The 20,833-nt window shown below is 42.1% G+C and carries 18 protein-coding genes; 3 read left to right on the forward strand and 15 right to left on the reverse strand.

Annotated elements, in window-relative coordinates:
- Nucleotides 1–54: 54 nt before the first annotated feature.
- Complete coding sequence (locus A5888_RS11140; protein WP_086349869.1) at nucleotides 55–1,452, reverse strand: glycoside hydrolase family 1 protein; 1,398 nt, start codon at nucleotides 1,450–1,452, stop codon at nucleotides 55–57.
- 154 nt (nucleotides 1,453–1,606) lie between these two features.
- Between A5888_RS11140 and celB the strand changes: the two genes are divergently transcribed.
- Both celB and A5888_RS11150 read left to right on the forward strand, forming a co-directional pair.
- The gene (gene celB, locus A5888_RS11145; protein WP_086349641.1) at nucleotides 1,607–2,875 is read left to right on the forward strand and encodes a PTS cellobiose transporter subunit IIC; all 1,269 of its coding nucleotides are present in this window, start codon (nucleotides 1,607–1,609) and stop codon (nucleotides 2,873–2,875) included.
- 207 nt (nucleotides 2,876–3,082) lie between these two features.
- Nucleotides 3,083–3,802, forward strand: coding sequence for a GntR family transcriptional regulator (locus A5888_RS11150; RefSeq protein ID WP_086349640.1), 720 nt, complete (start codon nucleotides 3,083–3,085; stop codon nucleotides 3,800–3,802).
- 99 nt (nucleotides 3,803–3,901) lie between these two features.
- Here A5888_RS11150 and A5888_RS11155 read toward each other — a convergent pair whose 3' ends face one another.
- The 4 genes from A5888_RS11155 to A5888_RS11170 all read right to left on the reverse strand — a co-directional run bounded on the left by A5888_RS11155 (nucleotide 3,902) and on the right by A5888_RS11170 (nucleotide 8,101).
- On the reverse strand, nucleotides 3,902–5,092 hold the full coding sequence (locus tag A5888_RS11155; RefSeq protein ID WP_086349639.1) for an iron-containing alcohol dehydrogenase: 1,191 nt from the start codon (nucleotides 5,090–5,092) through the stop codon (nucleotides 3,902–3,904).
- Between the two features lie 210 nt (nucleotides 5,093–5,302).
- Nucleotides 5,303–6,301 (reverse strand): FecCD family ABC transporter permease, encoded by a 999-nt coding sequence (locus A5888_RS11160; RefSeq protein ID WP_086349638.1) that lies wholly within the window; start codon nucleotides 6,299–6,301, stop codon nucleotides 5,303–5,305.
- Nucleotides 6,298–7,308 carry a FecCD family ABC transporter permease gene (locus A5888_RS11165; protein ID WP_170924803.1) on the reverse strand — a complete coding sequence of 337 codons (1,011 nt, stop codon included), beginning with the start codon at nucleotides 7,306–7,308 and terminating at the stop codon, nucleotides 6,298–6,300. Before A5888_RS11165 ends, A5888_RS11160 begins: the two co-directional genes overlap by 4 nt.
- Complete coding sequence (locus A5888_RS11170; RefSeq protein WP_086349637.1) at nucleotides 7,292–8,101, reverse strand: ABC transporter ATP-binding protein; 810 nt, start codon at nucleotides 8,099–8,101, stop codon at nucleotides 7,292–7,294. Before A5888_RS11170 ends, A5888_RS11165 begins: the two co-directional genes overlap by 17 nt.
- Nucleotides 8,102–8,385: 284 nt before the next feature.
- Between A5888_RS11170 and A5888_RS11175 the strand changes: the two genes are divergently transcribed.
- A complete protein-coding gene (locus tag A5888_RS11175) occupies nucleotides 8,386–9,342 on the forward strand; it encodes an ABC transporter substrate-binding protein (RefSeq protein WP_086349636.1) in 957 nt (318 codons plus the stop codon).
- Between the two features lie 142 nt (nucleotides 9,343–9,484).
- Here A5888_RS11175 and deoD read toward each other — a convergent pair whose 3' ends face one another.
- From deoD to A5888_RS11225, 10 genes are all read right to left on the reverse strand, one after another.
- Nucleotides 9,485–10,192: a purine-nucleoside phosphorylase gene (deoD, locus tag A5888_RS11180; RefSeq protein WP_086349635.1), complete on the reverse strand. Its 708-nt coding sequence runs from the start codon at nucleotides 10,190–10,192 to the stop codon at nucleotides 9,485–9,487.
- A 33-nt stretch (nucleotides 10,193–10,225) separates the two neighbouring features.
- Nucleotides 10,226–11,044, reverse strand: a complete 819-nt coding sequence (locus A5888_RS11185; protein ID WP_086349634.1) for a purine-nucleoside phosphorylase — start codon at nucleotides 11,042–11,044, stop codon at nucleotides 10,226–10,228.
- A 10-nt stretch (nucleotides 11,045–11,054) separates the two neighbouring features.
- Nucleotides 11,055–12,221, reverse strand: coding sequence for a phosphopentomutase (gene deoB / locus A5888_RS11190; RefSeq protein ID WP_086349633.1), 1,167 nt, complete (start codon nucleotides 12,219–12,221; stop codon nucleotides 11,055–11,057).
- Nucleotides 12,222–12,467: 246 nt separating this feature from the next.
- A complete protein-coding gene (locus A5888_RS11195; protein WP_086349632.1) occupies nucleotides 12,468–13,430 on the reverse strand; it encodes an ABC transporter permease in 963 nt (320 codons plus the stop codon).
- Nucleotides 13,430–14,566, reverse strand: coding sequence for an ABC transporter permease (locus A5888_RS11200; RefSeq protein ID WP_283160595.1), 1,137 nt, complete (start codon nucleotides 14,564–14,566; stop codon nucleotides 13,430–13,432). The genes A5888_RS11195 and A5888_RS11200 overlap by 1 nt, the downstream gene beginning before the upstream one ends.
- A complete protein-coding gene (locus A5888_RS11205; protein ID WP_086349630.1) occupies nucleotides 14,559–16,127 on the reverse strand; it encodes an ABC transporter ATP-binding protein in 1,569 nt (522 codons plus the stop codon). Before A5888_RS11205 ends, A5888_RS11200 begins: the two co-directional genes overlap by 8 nt.
- 514 nt (nucleotides 16,128–16,641) lie before the next feature.
- Complete coding sequence (locus tag A5888_RS11210) at nucleotides 16,642–17,748, reverse strand: BMP family lipoprotein (RefSeq protein WP_086349629.1); 1,107 nt, start codon at nucleotides 17,746–17,748, stop codon at nucleotides 16,642–16,644.
- Between the two features lie 158 nt (nucleotides 17,749–17,906).
- Complete coding sequence (locus A5888_RS11215) at nucleotides 17,907–18,302, reverse strand: cytidine deaminase (RefSeq protein ID WP_086349628.1); 396 nt, start codon at nucleotides 18,300–18,302, stop codon at nucleotides 17,907–17,909.
- Between the two features lie 47 nt (nucleotides 18,303–18,349).
- The gene (gene deoC, locus A5888_RS11220) at nucleotides 18,350–19,012 is read right to left on the reverse strand and encodes a deoxyribose-phosphate aldolase (RefSeq protein WP_086349867.1); all 663 of its coding nucleotides are present in this window, start codon (nucleotides 19,010–19,012) and stop codon (nucleotides 18,350–18,352) included.
- Nucleotides 19,013–19,418: 406 nt separating this feature from the next.
- Nucleotides 19,419–20,720: a pyrimidine-nucleoside phosphorylase gene (locus A5888_RS11225; protein WP_086349627.1), complete on the reverse strand. Its 1,302-nt coding sequence runs from the start codon at nucleotides 20,718–20,720 to the stop codon at nucleotides 19,419–19,421.
- Nucleotides 20,721–20,833 lie beyond the last annotated feature (113 nt).

The following is a 20,833-nucleotide window of genomic DNA, read 5'->3' on the forward strand; positions in this document are numbered from 1 at the left end:
TAAAAAAACAGAGCACAGCTTAGCCATGCTCTAAAAAGTTTTCTTTCGTTATTTTTAATCGTCAAACCCATTATTTTCAGATACCGCTTTGAACCAGTGTCCGGATTTTTTGATTGTTCGCTTGCCATCTTGATCAAGATCGACACCGATAAAGCCATAGCGATTTTTGTAGGCGTTGGTCCATGACCAGTTATCCATGCAGGTCCACATGTGATAGCCTAGACATCCGCTACCTTCTTCCAATGCTTGATGTACATAACGCAAATGATCCTTCACGAACTCGATACGGTAATCATCTTCGATTGCGCCTTCCGCATTTCGATAGCGTTCTTCCCCCTCAACGCCCATCCCATTTTCAGAGACATAACAAGGAATATTGCCATAGTTTTCTCGTACATTGGTCAGGATATCATAAATCCCTTTCTCATAGATTTCCCATCCACGATAAGGATTCATTTTCTTGCCTGGCATATCATAGTTATCAAAATAATCATCCGGCATGGGACCATGCGTGTGGTCGATGGCAGATTCCTTCGCCTTGATTCGACGCGGTTGGTAATAGTTGATTCCTAAAAGGTCGATCGTGTTTTCTTTGATAAGTGCTAAGTCACCCTCTTCTATAGCAGGAACCATGTCCAGTTCTTTCACGATTTCCACAAGTTCTGCTGGAAACTCACCTTTAACCGCAGGATCAAGGAATGAACGGTTGAAAAAAGCATCAGCAATTGCAGCAGCTTTCACATCAGCCGGGTTATTCTCATCTCGTGGATAGCTTGGGGTCAAGTTTAAAATAATCCCTATTTCACCATCAAGATTTAACTCATGATACGCTTTGACTGCTAATGCGTTAGACAACACTTCATGATACCCTACTTGAACCGCATGCTTCATGTTGATTTCTTCTGGATAATGGAATTGATATAAGTACCCTCCTTCAACTGGAACGATTGGTTCATTATGCGTAAACCATTTTTTGATACGATCACCAAACAAGTCAAAACAGATTTTTGCAAATGCAACATAGGCATCCACTGTTTTTCTGTTTAACCAGCCCCCTTGCTCTTGAAGAGGCATTGGCATATCAAAATGATAAAGATTCATGAATGGTTCGATTCCCGCTTCAATGAGGCTATCGATATAGTCGTTATAAAAATCCACGGCCTTTTGATTCACTTCTCCGGTTCCATTAGGAATCAAGCGACTCCATTGAATCGATGTTCTAAAGCTGTTATGTCCTGTTTCTTTCATTAGTTGAATATCTTCTTTATATTTTGTGTACACTTGAGATGTTTTTTCCGGTCCAACCTGATCAAAGAACTTATCCGATGCTTGCTCGTACCAGTAATCCCAAATACTATCTCCTTTGCCATCTCCGGCGATACGCCCTTCTGTTTGAGGACCACTAGCGGCAGACCCCCACCAAAACCCTTTTGGAAATTTGTATGTTGTCATAATCATCCATCCTTTCATTCTCTTTTCAACTCCATAATAATCTAGCTAACACTAAAAATCAATCTTTTTAATAAAATGACTAGACATTATTTTGAAAAGATGCTATATTATTTTTGTAATCGATTGCAACAAAAATAATCAATGGGGTGATATTATGAATGGCTTTATGGATAAGCTCGGTGAAAAGATTATGCCTATGGCTAATTGGCTGGGTCAAAATCGCTATTTAACTGTTTTAAGAGATGCATTTATGCTTTCATTTCCACTAACAATGTTCGGTTCTATCGTTGTGGTTATCAACAACTTGCCATTTTTCAGTGATGAGTTAAAAGGAAATTTGGGTAATCTATTTGGAAATGGTCAAAACGCAACAATGAGTATCATGACTGTCTTCGTTACTTTTGGTATTGGCTATTATTTATCTAAATCTTATGATGTAGAAGGGATTTTCGGCGGGGCAGTTTCCTTTGCCAGCTTCCTGATCTTAACACCTTTCTTCATGAGTACTGAAAGCGGCGAAACTGTAAGCGGTGTCTTAAGTCTTGATCGTTTGGGTGCCAAAGGAATGTTTATCGGTATGTTTGCCGCATTTATCGCAGCGGAGATTTACTGCCGCATCACAAAAAAAGGCTGGCAAATCAAAATGCCTGATGGCGTTCCCCCAGCAGTAACAAAATCCTTTGCAGCGTTGATTCCAGCAGTTATCACATTAACTGTCTTCCTGTTCATCAATGCAGGAATGACTGGTATCTTCAATACAAACCTGCATGATGTTGTTTATGAAATCATTCAAAAACCTTTGACAGGCCTAGGCAGCAGCTTACCTGCAACCTTGATTGCCTTGTTCTTTGTCCAATTCTTGTGGTTCTTTGGTCTTCACGGCCAAATCATTGTTAACTCAGTAATGGACCCAATTTGGAACACATTGATGCTCGATAATTTAGAAGCTTATCAAGCAGGAAAAGAATTACCACACATTATTACAAAACCATTTATGGAAACTTTCACGGTTGGCTTAGGTGGCTCCGGTATGACCTTGGCAGTTGTTCTGATCATGGCGTTCTTTCTTAAGAAGAAACAATATCGAGATGTCGGTCGTTTAGCTTTGGCACCTGGTTTGTTTAACGTTAATGAACCAGTCATCTTCGGTTTGCCGGTCGTACTGAACGCATCCATTTTCATTCCATGGCTATTAGCACCACTTGTTGTTACGACACTTAATTATTTAGTGATGGCTGCCGGAATTGTTCCTGCACCAACTGGGGTGTCTGTGCCATGGACAGTCCCAATCATCGCTAGCGGTGTGCTCGCAACAAACTCTTGGCTAGGTGGGCTTTTACAAGTTGTAGACTTCTTGATTGTAGCTGCAATCTGGTATCCATTCTTGAAAATCATGGATAAGCAAGTAGATGTTGATATCTAATTGCTTAATACTACCTTGAATACAACGGATAATGCATAACTGACAATCTGTTAGTCTAACAAATTGCCTTATCCATCCATCACTGCTTCAAGGCGAAAGGGCAGCACAATTTTCAATGGGAAAATTGCGCTGCCCTTCTTCTTTTAATGAAAAATAAGATTGTAGAAAACGGAAGAGTTCGTTATACTCAGATGGAGGTGAACATGTATGCCGAAATATGAAGAAATCGCAAATATCCTAAGAGAACGAATAAAAAATAAAATCTATCCTGTCGACAGCCTTCTGCCAAACCAAACAGACTTAGTAGAAGAGTTTTCTGTTAGCCGGATGACGATCAAAAAAGCGATAAATATCTTAACAATGGAAGGACTTGTCTATTCACAGCGCGGCGCCGGAACACGAATATTGGATCATTCCTTTTGGGAAAAAGATACATCGCCAGCGAATGAATATCAGGGACTTAGTGTTCAAATGGCCGCAGCCAACCGTAAATTATCTAGCAAAGTCATTTTATTTGAAGTAGAATTCCCCTCGAAGGACGTCCAAGAACGACTGTTGATCCCAGCAGAACAGCCTGTCTATAAGATCATTCGTTTGAGAATCCTAGAGGATAAACCTTACGTATTAGAGCATACCTTCATGCCTGTGAACCAGGCACCTGGTCTGACGAACGACATTCTCTTAGGCTCTATTTATGACTTTCTAAGAAAAACAGTTGGGCTTCAATTCGCTGGAGCTTTCCGGACTATTCAAGCCGCTAAAAGCGATGCCTACGACCAAGAGTATCTCAATTGTGGCGTCAATGATCCGGTACTCGAGGTGGAGCAGGTCGTCTATTTGAAAAATGGCAAACCTTTAGAATATTCCCGCAGCCGCAACCGCTACGACCAGCGTAGCTATTCTGTCTTAGATGTAAAAGGGATATGAAAAAAAGCGAGACGAATTAGCTTGCTCCCGATAAATACAGAAACACAGCTCAGTACTCTTCTTATGATAAGAGTGCGTTAAGCTGTGTTTTTGTATTATTTAGATAAAAGAAGATTCAGTTAAACACTCCTGATAGATGTTTGTCACGTCTGCAGCAGTCAATGGCACATACGCTGCTTTTTCAATCGTACTGTGCTTCACTGCCTGTTCTGCCATAATTTCTAATTTCTCTTCATCAATACCGACTTCCGGCAAAGTCATTGGAATACCGCACGCCTTAAAGAAATCATAAGTTGCTTGAATTCCTTTTTTAGCCGCAGTAAATGGATCGGTCTCTGTTATGCCCCAAACATTATGAGCAAATTGCTGGAATTTACCAACTGTAGTATCTGATAAAATATACTCCATCCAACGTGGAGTTAAAATCGCCAACCCAACACCATGTGTGATGTCGTAAAAGGCACTCAGCTCGTGCTCCATCGGATGACAAGACCAAGCACCACCTTTACCGCCCCCGGTCAAGCCGTTCAATGCTAAACTGCTGGCCCACATCAAGTTAGCCCGTGCATCATAATCATCCGGTGTTTTCAAGGCAATCGGACAGTTTTTGATTACTGTTTTCATCAGGCCTTCCGCAATACCATCTTGAACATCTGTCCCTTCTGTTACTTTAAAATAGTTTTCAAACAGGTGACTCAAAATATCCGCTGAGCCAGCGGCTGTTTGATACTGAGGAACAGTAAATGTATTTTGAGGATCTAAAAATGACGCTTTTGGAATCATGGAGGCCGCACCAACACCAAGCTTCTGATTCGTAGCAAGGTTGCTGATAACTGCCCCACTATTCATTTCGCTACCTGTCGCAGCCAAGGTAAGAACGGTCACCAATGGCAAAGCCGGTCCAGCAAATGTCCGACGAGCCAATACCAAGTCCCATGCTGATTGGTCAAAATAAAAGCCGGCAGCTACTACCTTCGCACAGTCAATTGTCGAACCACCACCAACAGCCAAAATGACATCCACTTGATGCTCACGACACAAGGCAACACCACGATCTACCGTCTCCGTTCGAGGATTCGGTTCAATGCCACTCAACTCGACTACTGTATTTCCATTTGCTTCTAATAGTTTGGTTATTTGATCATACAACCCATTTTTCTTGATACTACCGCCGCCATATGCCAAAAGCACTGTTTTACCATACGCATCTAAAACATCTGTCAGCTCTTCCTCCAAACGGTCTTTTCCAAAACGCACATCTGTTGGTACATAAAAACGAAAATTATCCATTCTTTCACCCACTTCAAAAGTATAGTTTTGTCCCAAGTCAATGATATACCTTTTTCAGCACTTCCGCCAGTCGCTGATTTTAACGCAATCCTCATTTCAATTAGGTTTTGCCTCTCTCTAAAAGAAGTCTCCCCTCTTTGTTTCACAGTACATAAAAATAACTGAGGCAGACAGACTTATCCCCTCAGTTAATCGATTCTTTTAAATAGCTCATTTATCGCTTTTCAACAGCAAGTAAAGAAAGTACGGCGCGCCAATAATTGCTACGATCACACCAGCCGGTATTTCTCCGGTAGGCAACAGAACGCGCCCAATCGTATCGCTTATTAATAGTAGTAGACCTCCTGTCAGCAATGATGCCGGTAACAGGTTAAAATGCTTTTTGATTCCCAAGCCTCGAACGATATGCGGGGCAATCAGACCTAAAAAACCGATACCTCCAGTGACAGAAATGGCCGCAGCTGCAGCAACAACTGCTAAAACAAGAGACAGCAGGCGCTCACGCCCAACATTCACACCAACCGAAACCGCTGTCTCATCGCCCAGTTGCAGAATATCATAGATGCGATGCCGACTCATAGCCAGCAAAAAGCAGAGCAACAGCCATGGAATCATCGCAACGACGAAGGACCAGTTACTCCCCCAAATCGTCCCCGCCTGCCACATGGTCACAAAGCGATAATTTTCCGAATCAAGCTTAGTCGTCAAAAGAATCGTCATAGCAGATATCCCTGTACTAAGAACAACCCCAGTCAAAACCATCCGAACAGGTGTCAATCCTTTTCGCCTATCAAAAGCAATCAGAACAATGCCTCCCGCTGCTGCTAATGCACCGACCAAGGCCACCAGTGGTAATAGAAAAACGGTGGCTGTGGTTGTTTCAACAAAGCTTATAAACAAAAGAACGGTGAACCCAGCGCCAGCATTGATCCCTAAAATCCCAGTATCTGCCAACGGATTCCTTGTCACGCTTTGTAAAATCGTTCCGCTCATCGCTAAAGCTCCCCCAGCTAAAACAGCCAGAATGATCCTTGGCATTCGAAAATCAAAAACTAATAATCTCTGAGCTTTACTGCCGGCTCCTCTCATAACTTGCCACAGGTCAGCCGCTGAAATAGCCAACTGTCCATGAGTCAGGCTGTAAAAAGCAACAACAAGGAGTAACCCAATAACTATCAAATAAAAACTGGTCAGCTTCCCTTTGCTCATCCCAGATTCCCTCCTTTACGAAATAGATAAATAAAGAACGGAATCCCGATAACTGCGACGACTGCGCCAAAGGGCGTTTCAAAAGGCGGATTGATTATTCGAGCCACGAAATCTGCCAACACAACCAGTAGTGCGCCACCAACTGCAGTAAAAGGAATGAGCTTGCGATAATTTTCGCCAGCAAAAAAGCGCATCATATGTGGAACGATTAAGCCAACAAAGCTGACCGATCCGGCAATAGCTACCGAAAGGCCTGATAATAACAGAATGAGTACACTGATGATCAATCGAATACGTTGAGGTTTTTTCCCCAGGCTAACAGCAGTATCATCACCGAACCTTAAAATTGTCACAGACGAGCTGTAGCCTAATGCAAGGAGTAACGCAATCAAGAAAAATGGCGCCGCAACCTGAAGTTGCTTCCACGAAATTGCACTGACTCCTCCCATAGACCAAAAAGTGATATCCTGACTTAAGTTAAATTGCAGAGCAATGAATTGGCTAAGAGAAATGAACAGCGCACTGATTCCCGCACCAGCCAAAACTAAACGAATAGGTGTTGCGCCTCTGCTCGAACGCCTTGATATAAAATAAATAATGACAATGCTGACACCAGCACCTAAAAAGGACACCAGTAGAATCTGCCAATAACCTGCAGTAGGAAAAAAAGCAAAAACAGTCGCTAATCCCAACGCAGCACCAGCATTGATACCCATAAGTCCTGAATCCGCCAAGGGATTTTGAGTGATCCCTTGAGCCAACCCGCCGCTGACAGCCAAGCTGGTTCCAACTAAAGCAGCGCCCAGCACTCTAGGTAGACGAATAGAATAAATGACTTGGTGGAGCTGATTCTCCTTATCGAAATGAAGCAAGGCTTCCCAAAAGGTTGCCAACGGTACTTGAACTGCGCCATACCGAAGGGACACTGCCATCGCTCCCAACAGCAGAAGTAAAAATGAAACAAAGGTCAGCCATTGATGCTGCTGCAGCTTAGCTTTCAGATTCATGCCTGGTCTCCTTCATCATTTCATAAGATAGTAACAGCGGCCGCTTGGTTTTTCCATGACAGACAATCTCTGCATCAATTGCGAAGACCTGCTTCAAGGTTTCCACCGTAATCACCTCAGTCGGTGTTCCTTCTTTTAAGATTTGCCCCTCTTTCATCGCAATGACTCGATCAGAAAAGCGAGACGCTAAGTTAATATCATGAATCGTCATTATAATTGTTTTTTTATGTTCTCGATTGATCATCTTCAAAACATTCAAAATTTCCAGCTGATGTGCCGGGTCCAGATAAGTTGTTGGTTCATCCAACAGTAAAATCTCTGTGTCCTGAACAAGTGCCATCGCGATCCATACCCGTTGTCGCTGACCACCGGAAAGAATCGCAACAGATTCTCGAGCCAACTCGGTCAATCCAGTCAATTCCAAAGCCCATTGGATGTACTGTTGGTCTTCATTCGTCAAGCTTTTCCAACCAGATTGATAAGGGTGACGTCCGAAAGAAACCAAATCAAAGACCGACAAATCGATTGTACTTTCCGGATTTTGCGACAAAACTGCCAGCTTTTGAGCAATCTCTTTTGATGTATACTGATTCAATGTTTTACTTTCTAAAAAGACATGCCCATTGATTTCAGGTTGAATTCTTGCCAATGTCTTTAGTAGTGTAGACTTTCCGCAACCATTTGGACCAATGATACTCGTAATGGTCCCCGCTTCAAAAGAACTGCTCAGTTGTTCACTAATGATTTCTTTTCCATAGCCGGTTGTCAGTTCTGCAGTTGATAAAATTGCCATAATTATCCTTCCTCTATGAGGTACTTAATTGATTGTTTGCTGTAACATATAATATTGAGAACGATTCTCAATAGACTGCACTTTATTATAAGGAACTATTTCTTAAAAAGCAATGCTATTTCCATGATCTGCTTTGACAGGAAAATTTGCCCAATTCTTTATATAAGGATTGACAAATGACTCTATATAAATGATAATGAGAATCGTTATCATTTATATTTTAACACCATCGAAGTAAAAAAACAGTAAGCATTAGACCAACAAACGAAGAGGGAGTTTACAACATGAAATTATTTAATAAATACGCTGTACTGGGCTTATCTTTATTGGTGGGCGGCGCGTTATTGGCGGCCTGTGGCTCAAACGATTCTGCAACAAAAGCTTCTACTGAAAGCACCACAGCGGAAGAACACGTAATGACAGATGCATTGGGTAATGAAGTGACCATTCCAGCTAATCCAAAGAAAATAATCGGAAGTTATCTGGAAGATTATCTAGTTGCATTGGATGTAACACCCTTTGCACAATGGACAGTAAACAATTCAAGCATTCAAGATTATTTACAGGATAAGCTGGATGGTATTCCCACAATTTCTTATGACTTACCTTACGAAGAAGTATTAAAATATGAGCCGGATTTATTACTGGTCAGCTCTTCCGCTTTGGTCGAGGGTGGGAAATATGATGAGTATAGCAAAATCGCTCCTACCTATGTGGTAAAAAACGGGGATGATGTAACCTGGAGAGATCAATTATTGGATGTCGGTGCAGTTTTGGATAAAGAAAAACAGGCGGAAGCAGTCCTTTCTGACTATGATGCTCTTGCTGAGAAAACAAAAGAAGACTTAGCTGATAAAGTTGGTGAACAATCTGCAGCTGTTTTGTGGATTACGAATAATCAAGCATTCATGGTTGGAGAAACTCGTTCAAGTGGTACCGTTCTTTACGGTGATCTTGGTTTGAAGGTCCCTTCATTGGTCAAAGAGGTTTCTAAAGACGCTACTGCCGATTGGAGCAGTGTTTCACTAGAGAAATTGGCGGAGCTGGATGCGGACAACCTTTTTGTCATCAACAGCGACGAATCTGACCCATTCTTCCAAGAAGACGTTTGGAAGAACCTTCCAGCAGTGAAGAACGATAAAGTCTTTAGCTTCGGAAAAGATTCAGGCTGGTTGTATAATGGCCCCATCGCCAATACCAGAATTATTGAAGATGTAACAGCTTCGTTAGCTGGAAAATAAACGAGTGTTGAAATCACTAATCCCCCCCCCCAAAAAAAACATAAATAATTTGTACTAGTATCATCTATTATAAAGAAGCTGAGAAGATTGAACGATTTCCAATCCTTTCAGCTTCTTCGCTTGTTTCATGATTCTAATAACTTTATTTCGCTATAGCTGTTTCCAAACCAACCTCAATCATTTCATTGAAAGTCGTCTGTCTTTCCTCAGCCGTTGTTTCTTCTCCAGTGATGATATGATCACTGACTGTGCAGATCGCCAAAGCCTGAACATGGAACTTCGCACCAAGATAATAGAGCGCTGCTGCTTCCATCTCTACACCCAGAACACCTAATTCTGCAAGCTTCATGGTTTCTGTTGTATCATCTTTATAGAAGGTATCTTCTGACAAAACATTCCCAACATGTGTCGTAAAGCCTTTTTCAGTTGAAAGTTTATATGCTTTCAACAATAAATCAAAGTCCCCGATTGGCGGATAGTGGAACTGCTGGAAATTTTTAGCGATCATCGCAGAGCTAGTTGCTGCCCCTTGCGCAATAATCAAGTCACGAACATGAACATCTGTTGAAAGTGCGCCACAGGTACCGACACGAATCAGCTTTTTCACATCGTAAGAATTGATCAGCTCATGTGCATAAATCGTTGCAGATGGCATCCCCATCCCTGTCCCTTGAACAGAAACACGTTCCCCTTTATAGGTTCCTGTATACCCTAACATTCCACGTACTTGATTGTAACAAACGGGATTTTCTAAAAAGGTTTCTGCAATATATTTGGCTCTCAATGGATCGCCCGGCAGTAAAATTTTATCAGCAATTTCACCTTGTTTCGCTTCAATATGAACACTCATTTGTTTCGCTCCTTTTTCCTATTTTTAACGGTATTATAACTCTTCCAGCGTACTCTTGATCAGCTGCTTGAACTGCTCTTTGACACGCTGGGTTGTTTCAACAACTTCTTCATGGTTCAAACTACTTTGCATACCGGCAGCTAAATTGGTGATGCACGAAATGCCTAGAACCTTCAGCCCGCTATGAGCCGCAACAATTACTTCTGCAACAGTCGACATCCCAACCGCATCTGCACCGATTGTGCGTGCCATATGGATTTCAGCTGGTGTTTCATACGTAGGACCTGAAAAGCCCATGTACACACCTTCTTTCAATGAAATCCCTTGTTCAGCCGCGATTTTACGCGCTATTTCTTGATAATCTTTTGTATACGCCTGACTCATGTCCGGGAAGCGTGGACCCATTTCATCTTCATTTTCACCAATCAATGGATTGTCCCCAGTAAAGTTGATATGATCTGTAATCAGCATTAGATTTCCTGGTTCAAAGGCTTTATTCACACCACCTGCAGCATTTGTTACCACGATGGAATGAATACCTAGTGCAGCCATCATACGAACCGGATACGTAACAACTTGCATAGAGTGTCCTTCATAGTAATGGAAGCGCCCTTGCATAGCCAGTACTTTTTTCCCTGAAAGAGTCCCATAAACCAATTGGCCGGCATGACCGACAACCGTTGAAACGGAAAAATGCGGTACTTCTGAAAACGGCACAGCAATTGGCTCTTCGATTTCATCTGCCAGTTCGCCCAAACCTGAGCCTAAAATCAAGCCAAAATCTACATCACCAATTCCTTTTTCTTTTAAAAAAGCCGTAGTTTCTTGTAATTGTTCCTTCAGTTTTGTCATTGTCTTCCCCCTATTTCAAGTCTTTCAAGAAGCTTGTCCCATTTTTAGTGGGTGCAACTTCAAAATTTTCAGCTATTGTTGCAGAAATATCTGCATAGTATCCTTGAGCTAGTTTCCCTTGACTCTTCATATTCTTACTATAAGCAAGTAACGGAACATACTCTCTTGTATGATCTGTTCCCGGGAAGGTCGGATCGTTCCCATGATCGGCAGTAATCAGCAGTAAATCATCGTCCTGCATAGCATCCAGTAATTCAGGGATACGTAAATCAAACTCTTCGATTGCACGAGCATAACCCGCAACATCACGACGATGACCAAACAATGCATCAAAGTCTACCAAGTTCGTAAAACTCAAACCGGTAAAATCTTTCTTCATCACATTCAACAGCTGATCTACACCATCCATGTTACTTTTCGTGCGAACAGATTCTGTGATTCCTTGACCATTGAAGATGTCGTTGATTTTCCCAACAGCGATCACATCTTTCCCGCCCTCTTTTAAAGAATCAAGGACTGTATGGCCAAATGGGTCCAAGGCGTAGTCATGACGGTTACTTGTACGAGTAAAGTTGCCCGGTTCACCAAGATAAGGACGCGCAATGATTCGTCCAATCATATAAGGCTCATCCTTGGTAATATCACGAACATACTGACAAATACGATACAGCTCTTCTAAAGGAATGATTTCTTCATGTGCCGCAATCTGTAGGACTGGGTCCGCCGAAGTATAAACGATCAGATCACCCGTCTTCATTTGATGCTCGCCATAGTCATCGATAACAGCCGTACCACTGTAAGGTTTGTTACAGACAATTTTCCTTCCGGAGAATTCTTCAATTTGTTTTAAGAGCGCATCTGGAAAGCCTTCTGGAAATACACGGAATGGCTTTTGAATGTTCAAGCCCATAATTTCCCAGTGACCTGTCATTGTATCTTTACCAACAGAAACCTCTTCAAGCTTCGTTGCATATCCCACATGATCTGTCTTTGCTTCTACATTGTGAAGAGGCGCAATCGTTCCTAGCCCCAAATTCTCTAAATGAGGAATTGTCAGGCCTGCTTCTTTCGCAATATGACCTAGTGTATCGCTGCCCACATCTCCAAATTTGTCAGCATCCGGTGCTTCACCGATCCCAACAGAATCCATTACAACTAAATGTACACGTTTAAACATAACCATCCTTCTTTCTTCAAGTTTTGTTCAGTGCTTTATTCGTGACTGAACTGTTGCCGCTCCAAAACTATATTTCTGGAAACAAATACTACAGCCAGCCTCGATGAAAAACAGTGTGACTGTTTTTTTCAAAAGTTTAGTACCGATCGCAGTGCGATGCTCTCTTTTCTTCACTCTACTCATTTCTGCAAAAAAAGGCAAGACTAAAGAAATGTTCCCATAGTCCCGCCCTTTGCATACAATCTTTTATTTCGACTTGATATAATTTTGACCATTGGCTTTTGGTCCGGAAGCTTTTCCAAGGAAAAGTACCAGTACGACGATCGTCAGTACATATGGTGCCGCCTGTAGATAAACATCTGGAATCTTCGAAATGATTGGGATACTTGACCCGGCAATACTCAAGTTCTGAGCAAAACCAAAGAACAACGCAGCGCCCATCGCACCAAGTGGATTCCATTTACCAAAGATCATCGCTGCCATTGCAATAAATCCCTGTCCGGCAATTGTTGTTGCTGAAAAACGTCCAGCAATTGATTGAGCAAATACTGCCCCACCCATACCGCCAAGGAACCCTGACAGCATCACGCCTGAATAACGCATCACATAGACATTGATTCCTAACGTATCCGCGGCCTGCGGGTTTTCCCCAACAGAACGTAAACGCAAACCAAAACGTGTTTTGAAAATTACGAACCAGGCAATGATCGCAATGATTACAGCGAAATAGGCTGGCAGGAATGTCCGTTTGAAGAATAAATCTCCAATGATCGGAATCTCCTTCAATACAGGGAAAGAGAAATAACCAAAAGATTGTGCGATCGTATCAGTCTGACCCTTACCATAAATTACTTTTACTAAGAAAATCGCTAATGCCGGTGCCATCAAATTGATAACGGTCCCGCTAATAATATGATCCGCACGTAAATTGATCGTAGCTACCGCATGCAGTAATGAAAAAGCCATGCCGATAAGACCACCGATAAGCAAGGCCAACCAAGGAGTCAAACTGCCGAAGGTTGCACCAAAGGTTAAGTTGAAGACAATCGAGCTGAAGGCTCCCATGACCATGATTCCTTCCAATCCAACGTTAACAATACCGCTTCGTTCTGAGAATGTTCCGCCCAATGCTGTCAAAATCAGAGGAGTGGAATAAAATAATGTTTGGTTGATAATTGTTTGAAGTGTTGACAATAATGCTGCATCCATTAGATTTTCCCTCCTTCTTGACTGTTATCATTACTCGACGCTTCTATTTCCTGAACAACCGCAACTTCCTTCTTACTACCAGAAGTTTTAGCCATCAAGAAGCGAATTAAGTAGCTGATTCCAACAAAGAAAATAATTGAAGCAATAACAACGTCTACCAACTCAGTAGGAACACCTGCTCTAAGCGGCATCCCTTGTCCGCCCAGCTTCAAGACGCTGAACAGCACAGCTGCCAGTAAGATCCCTGCCGAGCTGCCTGCACCAAGTAATGAAACGGCCATTCCGTCGAATCCAATACTTAATGAAGAGCCTTGAACAAAGAAATTCTGGAATGTCCCCAAGCCTTGAACAACGCCACCCAGACCAGCAAGTGTACCGGAAATGATCATCGAAAGGATGATTGTACGTTTGCTACTCATTCCGGCATATTCAGAAGCGAAGGGGTTTAGACCCACTGAACGAATCTCATAACCTGCTGTTGTCTTTTTCATCAAGAACCAGACAAGTACTAAGAAAATCAATGCTAAGAAAATTCCAAGGTTCATCCGTGAACCATTTGTCATTTCTGTCAAGAACGCACTTCTAAGCGTTCCATTTGCCCCAACCATTTTCGTTACGCCTTTGTTACTCATAACATCTGGTGACATCACATTATTCACAATATGCGTACTGGCATACAACAGCACATAGTTCATCATGATTGTAACGATTACTTCACTTGTACCAAAGTAGGCCCTTAAAAACCCAGGAATAGCTGCCGCAACTGCTCCAGCCAACGCTCCGGCAATTACTGCTAACGGTAAGACAATAGCCCTTGAAGCATCAGGCATGGAAAGAGCCACCCAAATACTTGCGACCCATCCACAAAGCGCTTGACCTGACAGCCCGATATTGAAAAATCCGGCTGAATTTGCTACGGAAAAGCCCAGTGCTGTAAAAATCAATGGTCCGGCCGTTACGAAAATTTCTCCAATATTTTTAGGTCCTTGACCAAATACTGTTGTGAACATGGCTGAGTAACCCTGAATTGGCGAATAACCGAAGATCAACATAATGATTGCTCCAAGGATGAACCCCATGATTACTGATAGTACCGGAACCATAATATTTCTTAATTTCTCTGACTTGTTATTCAACAGACTCACCTGCCTTCGTACTGTTTAACTCTTTACGAGCCTCTTCTAACGAATACCCCGCCATCAATAAGCCCAGTTCGTTTTCAGACGTTTCTTTCGGATCAACGATCCCAACGATTTTACCCGCATGAACAACGGCGATGCGATCAGATACATTCATGATTTCATCCAGTTCAAAGCTAACAACCAAAACAGCTTTGTTTTGATTTCGTTGCTCAATCAGACGTTTATGAATATACTCGATTGCTCCTACATCTAGTCCACGTGTTGGTTGAGAAACAATCAATAAATCTGGATTACGGTCAATTTCTCTGGCAATGATAGCCTTCTGTTGATTTCCTCCGGACAAGGCTTTTGAAGGAACAAGCTCATTCGTTGTCCGAACATCATATTCTTCAATCAATTTTCGTGCGTATTCATTGATCTTGTTATAATTTAATACGCCATTTTTACTTAATGGCTCTTTATAGTAGGTCTGTAAAGCGATATTCTCAGCCAAGGTCATTTCCAAAACCAGCCCGTACTTATGACGGTCTTCCGGTACATGCCCGACACCAGCCTCAGTAATTTGGCGTGGCTTTTGATTCACAATCGATTTGCCATTCAACTCGACGGAGCCACTCTCGATTTTTCTTAACCCTGTCAATGCTTGGATCAGTTCAGACTGCCCATTACCATCGATTCCGGCAATCCCGACAACCTCACCTGCTCTGACATCTAGACTCAAGCCTTTGACTGCTTCCAGTCCACGGCTTTCTTTTACAACAAGATCTTTGATAGATAGCACTGTGTCTGTTGGCTTCGCCACTGTTTTCTCTGTTTTAAAGGAAACAGAACGTCCAACCATCATATCTGCCAATTGTTGAGAAGAAACATCTTTGATATCTACCGTACCGATACTTTGTCCTCGACGGATAACTGTACAGCGGTCTGCTACTTTTTTGATTTCATCCAATTTGTGTGTAATTAGAATAATGGATTTGCCCTCTTTAACAAGCCCTTGCATAATCACGATCAGCTCATCAATTTCCTGAGGTGTCAGAACCGCAGTGGGTTCATCAAAAATCAGTATATTAGCACCGCGATAAAGAGTTTTCAAGATTTCCACTCTTTGCTGCATCCCAACAGAAACATCACTGATATAAGCATTTGGATTAACATCCATCCCGTATCGTTTTGATACTTCTTGAATTTCTTCAACGGCTTTTTTACGATCCAGCACGCCGCCCTTAGCGGGTTCATTTCCTAAGATAATATTTTCAGTTACTGTAAACGCATCCACTAACATAAAATGCTGGTGAACCATGCCGATTCCCAAACGGTTGGCAGCGGTTGGTCCATTTATGTCCACTTTATTCCCGTCTATGTAGATTTCTCCTGAGGTCGGCTCCAAAAGTCCGGATAACACATTCATCAGTGTTGATTTTCCTGCACCATTTTCACCTAAAAGTGCGTGGATTTCTCCAGGCTTCACTTTCAAGTTAATATTATCATTCGCCTTGAATGTACCGAATTGTTTAGTAATATTGCGCATCTCAATCACATATTTTTCTTGAGCCACGTTTTTTTCACATCCTAACATTATTTTCACTTACGACAAGTGTCATTTCCAAACCTTAGCCTGACATAACGACCCAAAACAACTGTCTCAATAATTATTTCCAGTATACCCATGGTGATATGAAACCAAAAGCCAAAGGGACGTCTCCCTCTTCTTCCATCATTTGCTTGCAATACGCGTCAAAAAAGCATCAAGAAAAAAACTCGGAGTGTGTCAAAAAAATTGGGAAAAATAAGTGCTTACTCCGACGATTGATTTTCCTCTAGCTGCTTTTGAAACAGCGCTGCGTTGAAAAGACAGTATCTGTTGTTTGACTTTTAAGAAAACAGACTAGTAAACTGGTTTATCTACTCTGCTTTCTTAGAACCCGGAACGTGTATTTTCCAGTGGAATCACTGGGGCTTTGATACGCCCCAGTCACTTCTCACTGTCAGTACCATGGTTGAGAGCTTCGTGTGTTCTAACTCTCGAAGCTGAACACTCTTTCACAACCTCATTACGTTCAACAATTCAATTAGTCTTTTACGTCTTCTGGTGTTTCTGGTACTTCGATTTCTTCTGCAATTACTTTTTCTTTCGCTGTATCAACTGCTTTTTGTGCATCGTCTGAAAGGTAACCAGCTGTTAAATCAACACCGCCATCTTTCAAACCATATACTTTGTGGTCTCCACCAGGGAACTTGTCTTCCAAAGCCAAGTCAGAGATATCTTTCACTGCTGCACCCACACCTTTAAGTGTAGAAGTTAGTGTCAAGTTGTCGTCTTTACCATCTTTTGTTGTATAAGCGCCATCTTCGTCTTGGTCTCTGTCTACACCGATAACCCAAACTTTGTCTTGGTCACCAGATTCGTTCAAGTCCTTCGCTTCTTGGAAGACACCCGCACCAGTACCACCTGAAGCGTGGAAAATGATATCTACTCCGCCTTGATACATTGCTGCTGAAAGTGATTTACCTTTCGCAGGATCTCCGAATGATGCTGCATATTTCACATCAACACTAATTGTTTTGCCTAATTCTTCTGCTGCATCTGCTACACCTTGACGGAATCCAGCTTCAAAACGGTCGATTACGACGCCTTCTTCACCACCGATGAAACCAACTTTGTCAGTTTTCGTCGTATTTGCTGCTGCTACACCTGCAAGATAAGACGCTTCGTTGTCTTTAAATGTAGCTGAAACAACATTGTCTTTGTCTTCGATGACACTATCAATAATAACGAATTGCGTATCTGGATTCTGATCTGCTGCTGCACTGATAGAATCTGCTAGCAAGTAACCAATACCGAAGACTGTTTTAAATCCATTTGAAACAGCTGTATCGATGTTTGTTACGTACTCAGAAGCATCATTTGACTGGATGTAGTCATAGCCGTCCGCGCCTTTTGGCAGGTCATGTTCTTTGCCCCATTCTTGAAGGCCTTCCCATGCAGATTGGTTGAATGACTTATCATCTACACCGCCGATATCCGTTACGATTACTGCACTATGTGCCGCATCGCCTGAACTTGAACCTCCGCCTGTTGAATCAGTAGTCTTGTCGTTGCCTCCGCCACATGCTGCCAGACCTAAAGTCAATCCGGCTGCAACTACGCCTAAACCAAATAATTTCGCTTTTTTCATTTCTGTAAAGCCCCCTAAATAAAATAGTTTTATATTTTCAACAGTCAGATGACTGAATGAAACAAATGAAATGCTGATTCTTAGCAACAGGATAATACATTGCTGATTGAATCATTTTTATTCGCTAACTAAGTGAAGCTAGTGACAAGTTGATCTTTCTATAGGTCATCTTCCGTAAACGCATATGGCAATAACTGCGCAACCGTCGTTTCTTTGGTCACACCGTCATCACCGACCAGTGTCACAGGCATATCTGGTTCACAAAACTCAGCAATTACCTGACGGCACGCACCACAGGGTGAAATTGGCCGTGGCGTGTGACCGGCAACAACCAGATGTTGGAAATTGCGTTGACCTTCAGAGACAGCCTTGAAAATCGCTGTTCGTTCTGCACAATTCGTTAAGCCATAAGAAGCATTTTCAATATTGATTCCTTGGTACATCTGTCCATCTTCAGCAACAAGACAGGCACCTACGGGGAATTCTGAATACGGTACATAGGCTTTGTTCAACGCCTCTCTTGCAACAGTGATCCATTCTGATTTCGCAGTCATTCTTTTCCCACTTTTCTATAAGTTATTCTATATATTGTACCTATTTCTTAGTACCCAGTACCTGTTTCGCCGTCCATAATAGCTACGCCGGCACTTGTTCCGATTCTGGTTGCACCTGCATCAACCATTGCCTGTGCTTCTTCTTTGTTATGAATACCGCCGGAAGCTTTCACACCCATATCAGGTCCAACAGTGCTTCTCATCAGTTTAACATCTTCAACTGTTGCACCACCTGTAGAAAAACCTGTAGATGTTTTTACAAAATCAGCACCTGCTTCTTTTGCCATTTCACACGCTTTGATTTTTTCTTCGTCTGTCAGTAAGGCTGTTTCGATGATTACTTTAACTAATGCTTTACCGTCAGCTGCCTGAACAACTGCTTGAATGTCCTTCAATACTTTTTTATATTGCTTTGATTTCATCGCGCCAACATTCAAAACCATATCTACTTCGTCCGCACCATTTGCAATGGCATCTTTTGTTTCATAAGCTTTGACCTCAGAAGTATTTGCTCCTAAAGGAAAACCAATAACTGTACAGGTCGAAACCTTTGTACCAGCCAATTTTTCATGCGCCAACGCTACCCAGTAAGGGTTCACACAAACAGAGAAAAATTCATATTTCTTTGCCTCTTCGATAATTTTCAGCACATCTTCCTCAGATGCATTTGCTTTCAGTATTGTGTGGTCGATCATACGATTTAATTCCACGATTACACGCTCCTTAGTTTTATTGTGAAAAGCAACCAAGTTATTGTCTGCTTTTTTCATTTTAGTGGTCCGATGTCGATTGCTTCTAGATGCTCCTACAAAAGAGCAATCGCTCTCCTTCTTATATGTTGAGGAAAACTATCAGGTAACTGCTTGCTTTCTTCATTCTGGTGATCCTACGTCCATTTCCCTAGCATTCCTAATAAAAGAGAAACGACCCTTCTTCTTATAACTTAATGAAAGTAATCCGATATTTTCTTCGTATTACAGCACAGCATAAAGCAACTATAAATATCTTCACGAGAGAACCATATTCCTATTTGCTCTCATTAGCTATCAATAGTATGAACCAAGCTACAAAACAACTGTTTTAACACTATACTCAAAACATTTTTACCACGCTAAATCACAAGGTAATTATATCATGAATCAGTACAGGTTCCTCGCCTGAATCACCGATTTCGATATTTTTATAAATCAGCTCTTTTACCTCGTCAATATTTTCTGAATCTGCATAAATCGTTAGTAAGGATTCACCTTCCTTAACAGGCATCCCAACTTTTTTATGCAGCTTGATTCCTACAGCATAGTTGATGGCATCTTCTTTGGTTGCACGGCCTGCCCCCAAAAGCATTGCAGCAATTCCGATTTCGTTGGCAACAATTTTCTGCACAACACCTGTACTCTTTGCAGGAAGCTCGATTTGATATTTCGCTGACAGTAAGCGTGCCGGTTCATCAACGATCGTATCGTCTCCCCCTTGGTTACGAATCATCTCTCTAAACTTCTCTAACGCTTTACCAGAAGCCAATGCCTCTTCCAACAGACCTCGCGCTTCTTCCAAAGTAGCTGCTTTTTCTGCAAGAACGACCATTTGACTTCCCAATGCGTAACACATTTCAACTAAATCTTCCGGCCCGTTGCCTTGAAGTGTTTCGATTGCTTCGACGATTTCCAAGCTGTTTCCGATTGCCTCACCCAATGGCTGAGACATGTCTGAAATTACAGCCATTGTCTGTCTGTTCGCAAGCTTCCCGATACGCACCATCGTCTCTGCCAGACGACGTGCTTCCTCAATATTTTTCATAAAGGCGCCTTCGCCAGTCGTTACATCTAAAACGATCGCATCTGCTCCCGCCGCAATTTTCTTACTCATGATCGAGCTTGCGATTAAAGGAATCGAATTGACAGTCGCCGTCACATCTCTCAATGCGTATAATTTTTTATCTGCCGGTGCCAAATCTCCTGACTGCCCAATAACTGCTACATGACTTTCATTGACCAGCTGAATAAATTTTTCATCCGGTAATTCCACTTGGAACCCTGGGATAGCTTCTAGCTTATCGATCGTACCACCTGTATAGCCTAAGCCTCTGCCAGACATCTTCGCTACGCTGACACCCACACTGGCAACTAAAGGAGCCAAGATCAATGTTGTTGTATCACCTACGCCACCTGTTGAATGCTTATCTACTTTGATTCCCTGAATCCCGGAAAGATCGATCATCTCACCTGAACTCGCCATCGCTAACGTCATATTGGTAATTTCTTCATCGGTCATATCTTGATAAAAAACAGTCATTAAAAAGGCACTAAGCTGATAATCAGGAATATCCCCTTTTGTATAGCCATCAATGATGAACTGGATTTCTTCTTTGCTTAGGCTGCCACCGTCGCGTTTTTTCTCAATCAAATCTACCATTCTCATTATAATTTCCTCCGAATTCCCAATGTTGTATTATACACTAAAAAAGGCCGTCTTAAAACATTTAGTAAACCAGTTTACTAACCATTATTACCAAAAAAAGAAAGCGCTTATAA

Origin of the sequence: Enterococcus sp. 9E7_DIV0242 (assembly GCF_002140975.2) — a bacterium.
Lineage (GTDB): Bacteria > Bacillota > Bacilli > Lactobacillales > Enterococcaceae > Enterococcus_L > Enterococcus_L clewellii.

Coding starts and splice junctions, on each gene's coding strand:
- A5888_RS11160 (WP_086349638.1), bottom strand. CDS start 6,301: ATGAGCAAAGGGAAGCTGACCAGTTTTTATTTGATAGTTATTGGGTTA.
- A5888_RS11225 (WP_086349627.1), bottom strand. CDS start 20,720: ATGAGAATGGTAGATTTGATTGAGAAAAAACGCGACGGTGGCAGCCTA.
- A5888_RS11140 (WP_086349869.1), bottom strand. CDS start 1,452: ATGACAACATACAAATTTCCAAAAGGGTTTTGGTGGGGGTCTGCCGCT.
- A5888_RS11155 (WP_086349639.1), bottom strand. CDS start 5,092: ATGGATAATTTTCGTTTTTATGTACCAACAGATGTGCGTTTTGGAAAA.
- A5888_RS11165 (WP_170924803.1), bottom strand. CDS start 7,308: ATGAATCTGAAAGCTAAGCTGCAGCAGCATCAATGGCTGACCTTTGTT.
- A5888_RS11210 (WP_086349629.1), bottom strand. CDS start 17,748: ATGAAAAAAGCGAAATTATTTGGTTTAGGCGTAGTTGCAGCCGGATTG.
- celB (WP_086349641.1), top strand. CDS start 1,607: ATGAATGGCTTTATGGATAAGCTCGGTGAAAAGATTATGCCTATGGCT.
- A5888_RS11185 (WP_086349634.1), bottom strand. CDS start 11,044: ATGACAAAACTGAAGGAACAATTACAAGAAACTACGGCTTTTTTAAAA.
- A5888_RS11215 (WP_086349628.1), bottom strand. CDS start 18,302: ATGACTGCGAAATCAGAATGGATCACTGTTGCAAGAGAGGCGTTGAAC.
- A5888_RS11175 (WP_086349636.1), top strand. CDS start 8,386: ATGAAATTATTTAATAAATACGCTGTACTGGGCTTATCTTTATTGGTG.
- deoD (WP_086349635.1), bottom strand. CDS start 10,192: ATGAGTGTTCATATTGAAGCGAAACAAGGTGAAATTGCTGATAAAATT.
- deoB (WP_086349633.1), bottom strand. CDS start 12,221: ATGTTTAAACGTGTACATTTAGTTGTAATGGATTCTGTTGGGATCGGT.
- A5888_RS11150 (WP_086349640.1), top strand. CDS start 3,083: ATGCCGAAATATGAAGAAATCGCAAATATCCTAAGAGAACGAATAAAA.
- A5888_RS11170 (WP_086349637.1), bottom strand. CDS start 8,101: ATGGCAATTTTATCAACTGCAGAACTGACAACCGGCTATGGAAAAGAA.
- A5888_RS11195 (WP_086349632.1), bottom strand. CDS start 13,430: ATGGATGCAGCATTATTGTCAACACTTCAAACAATTATCAACCAAACA.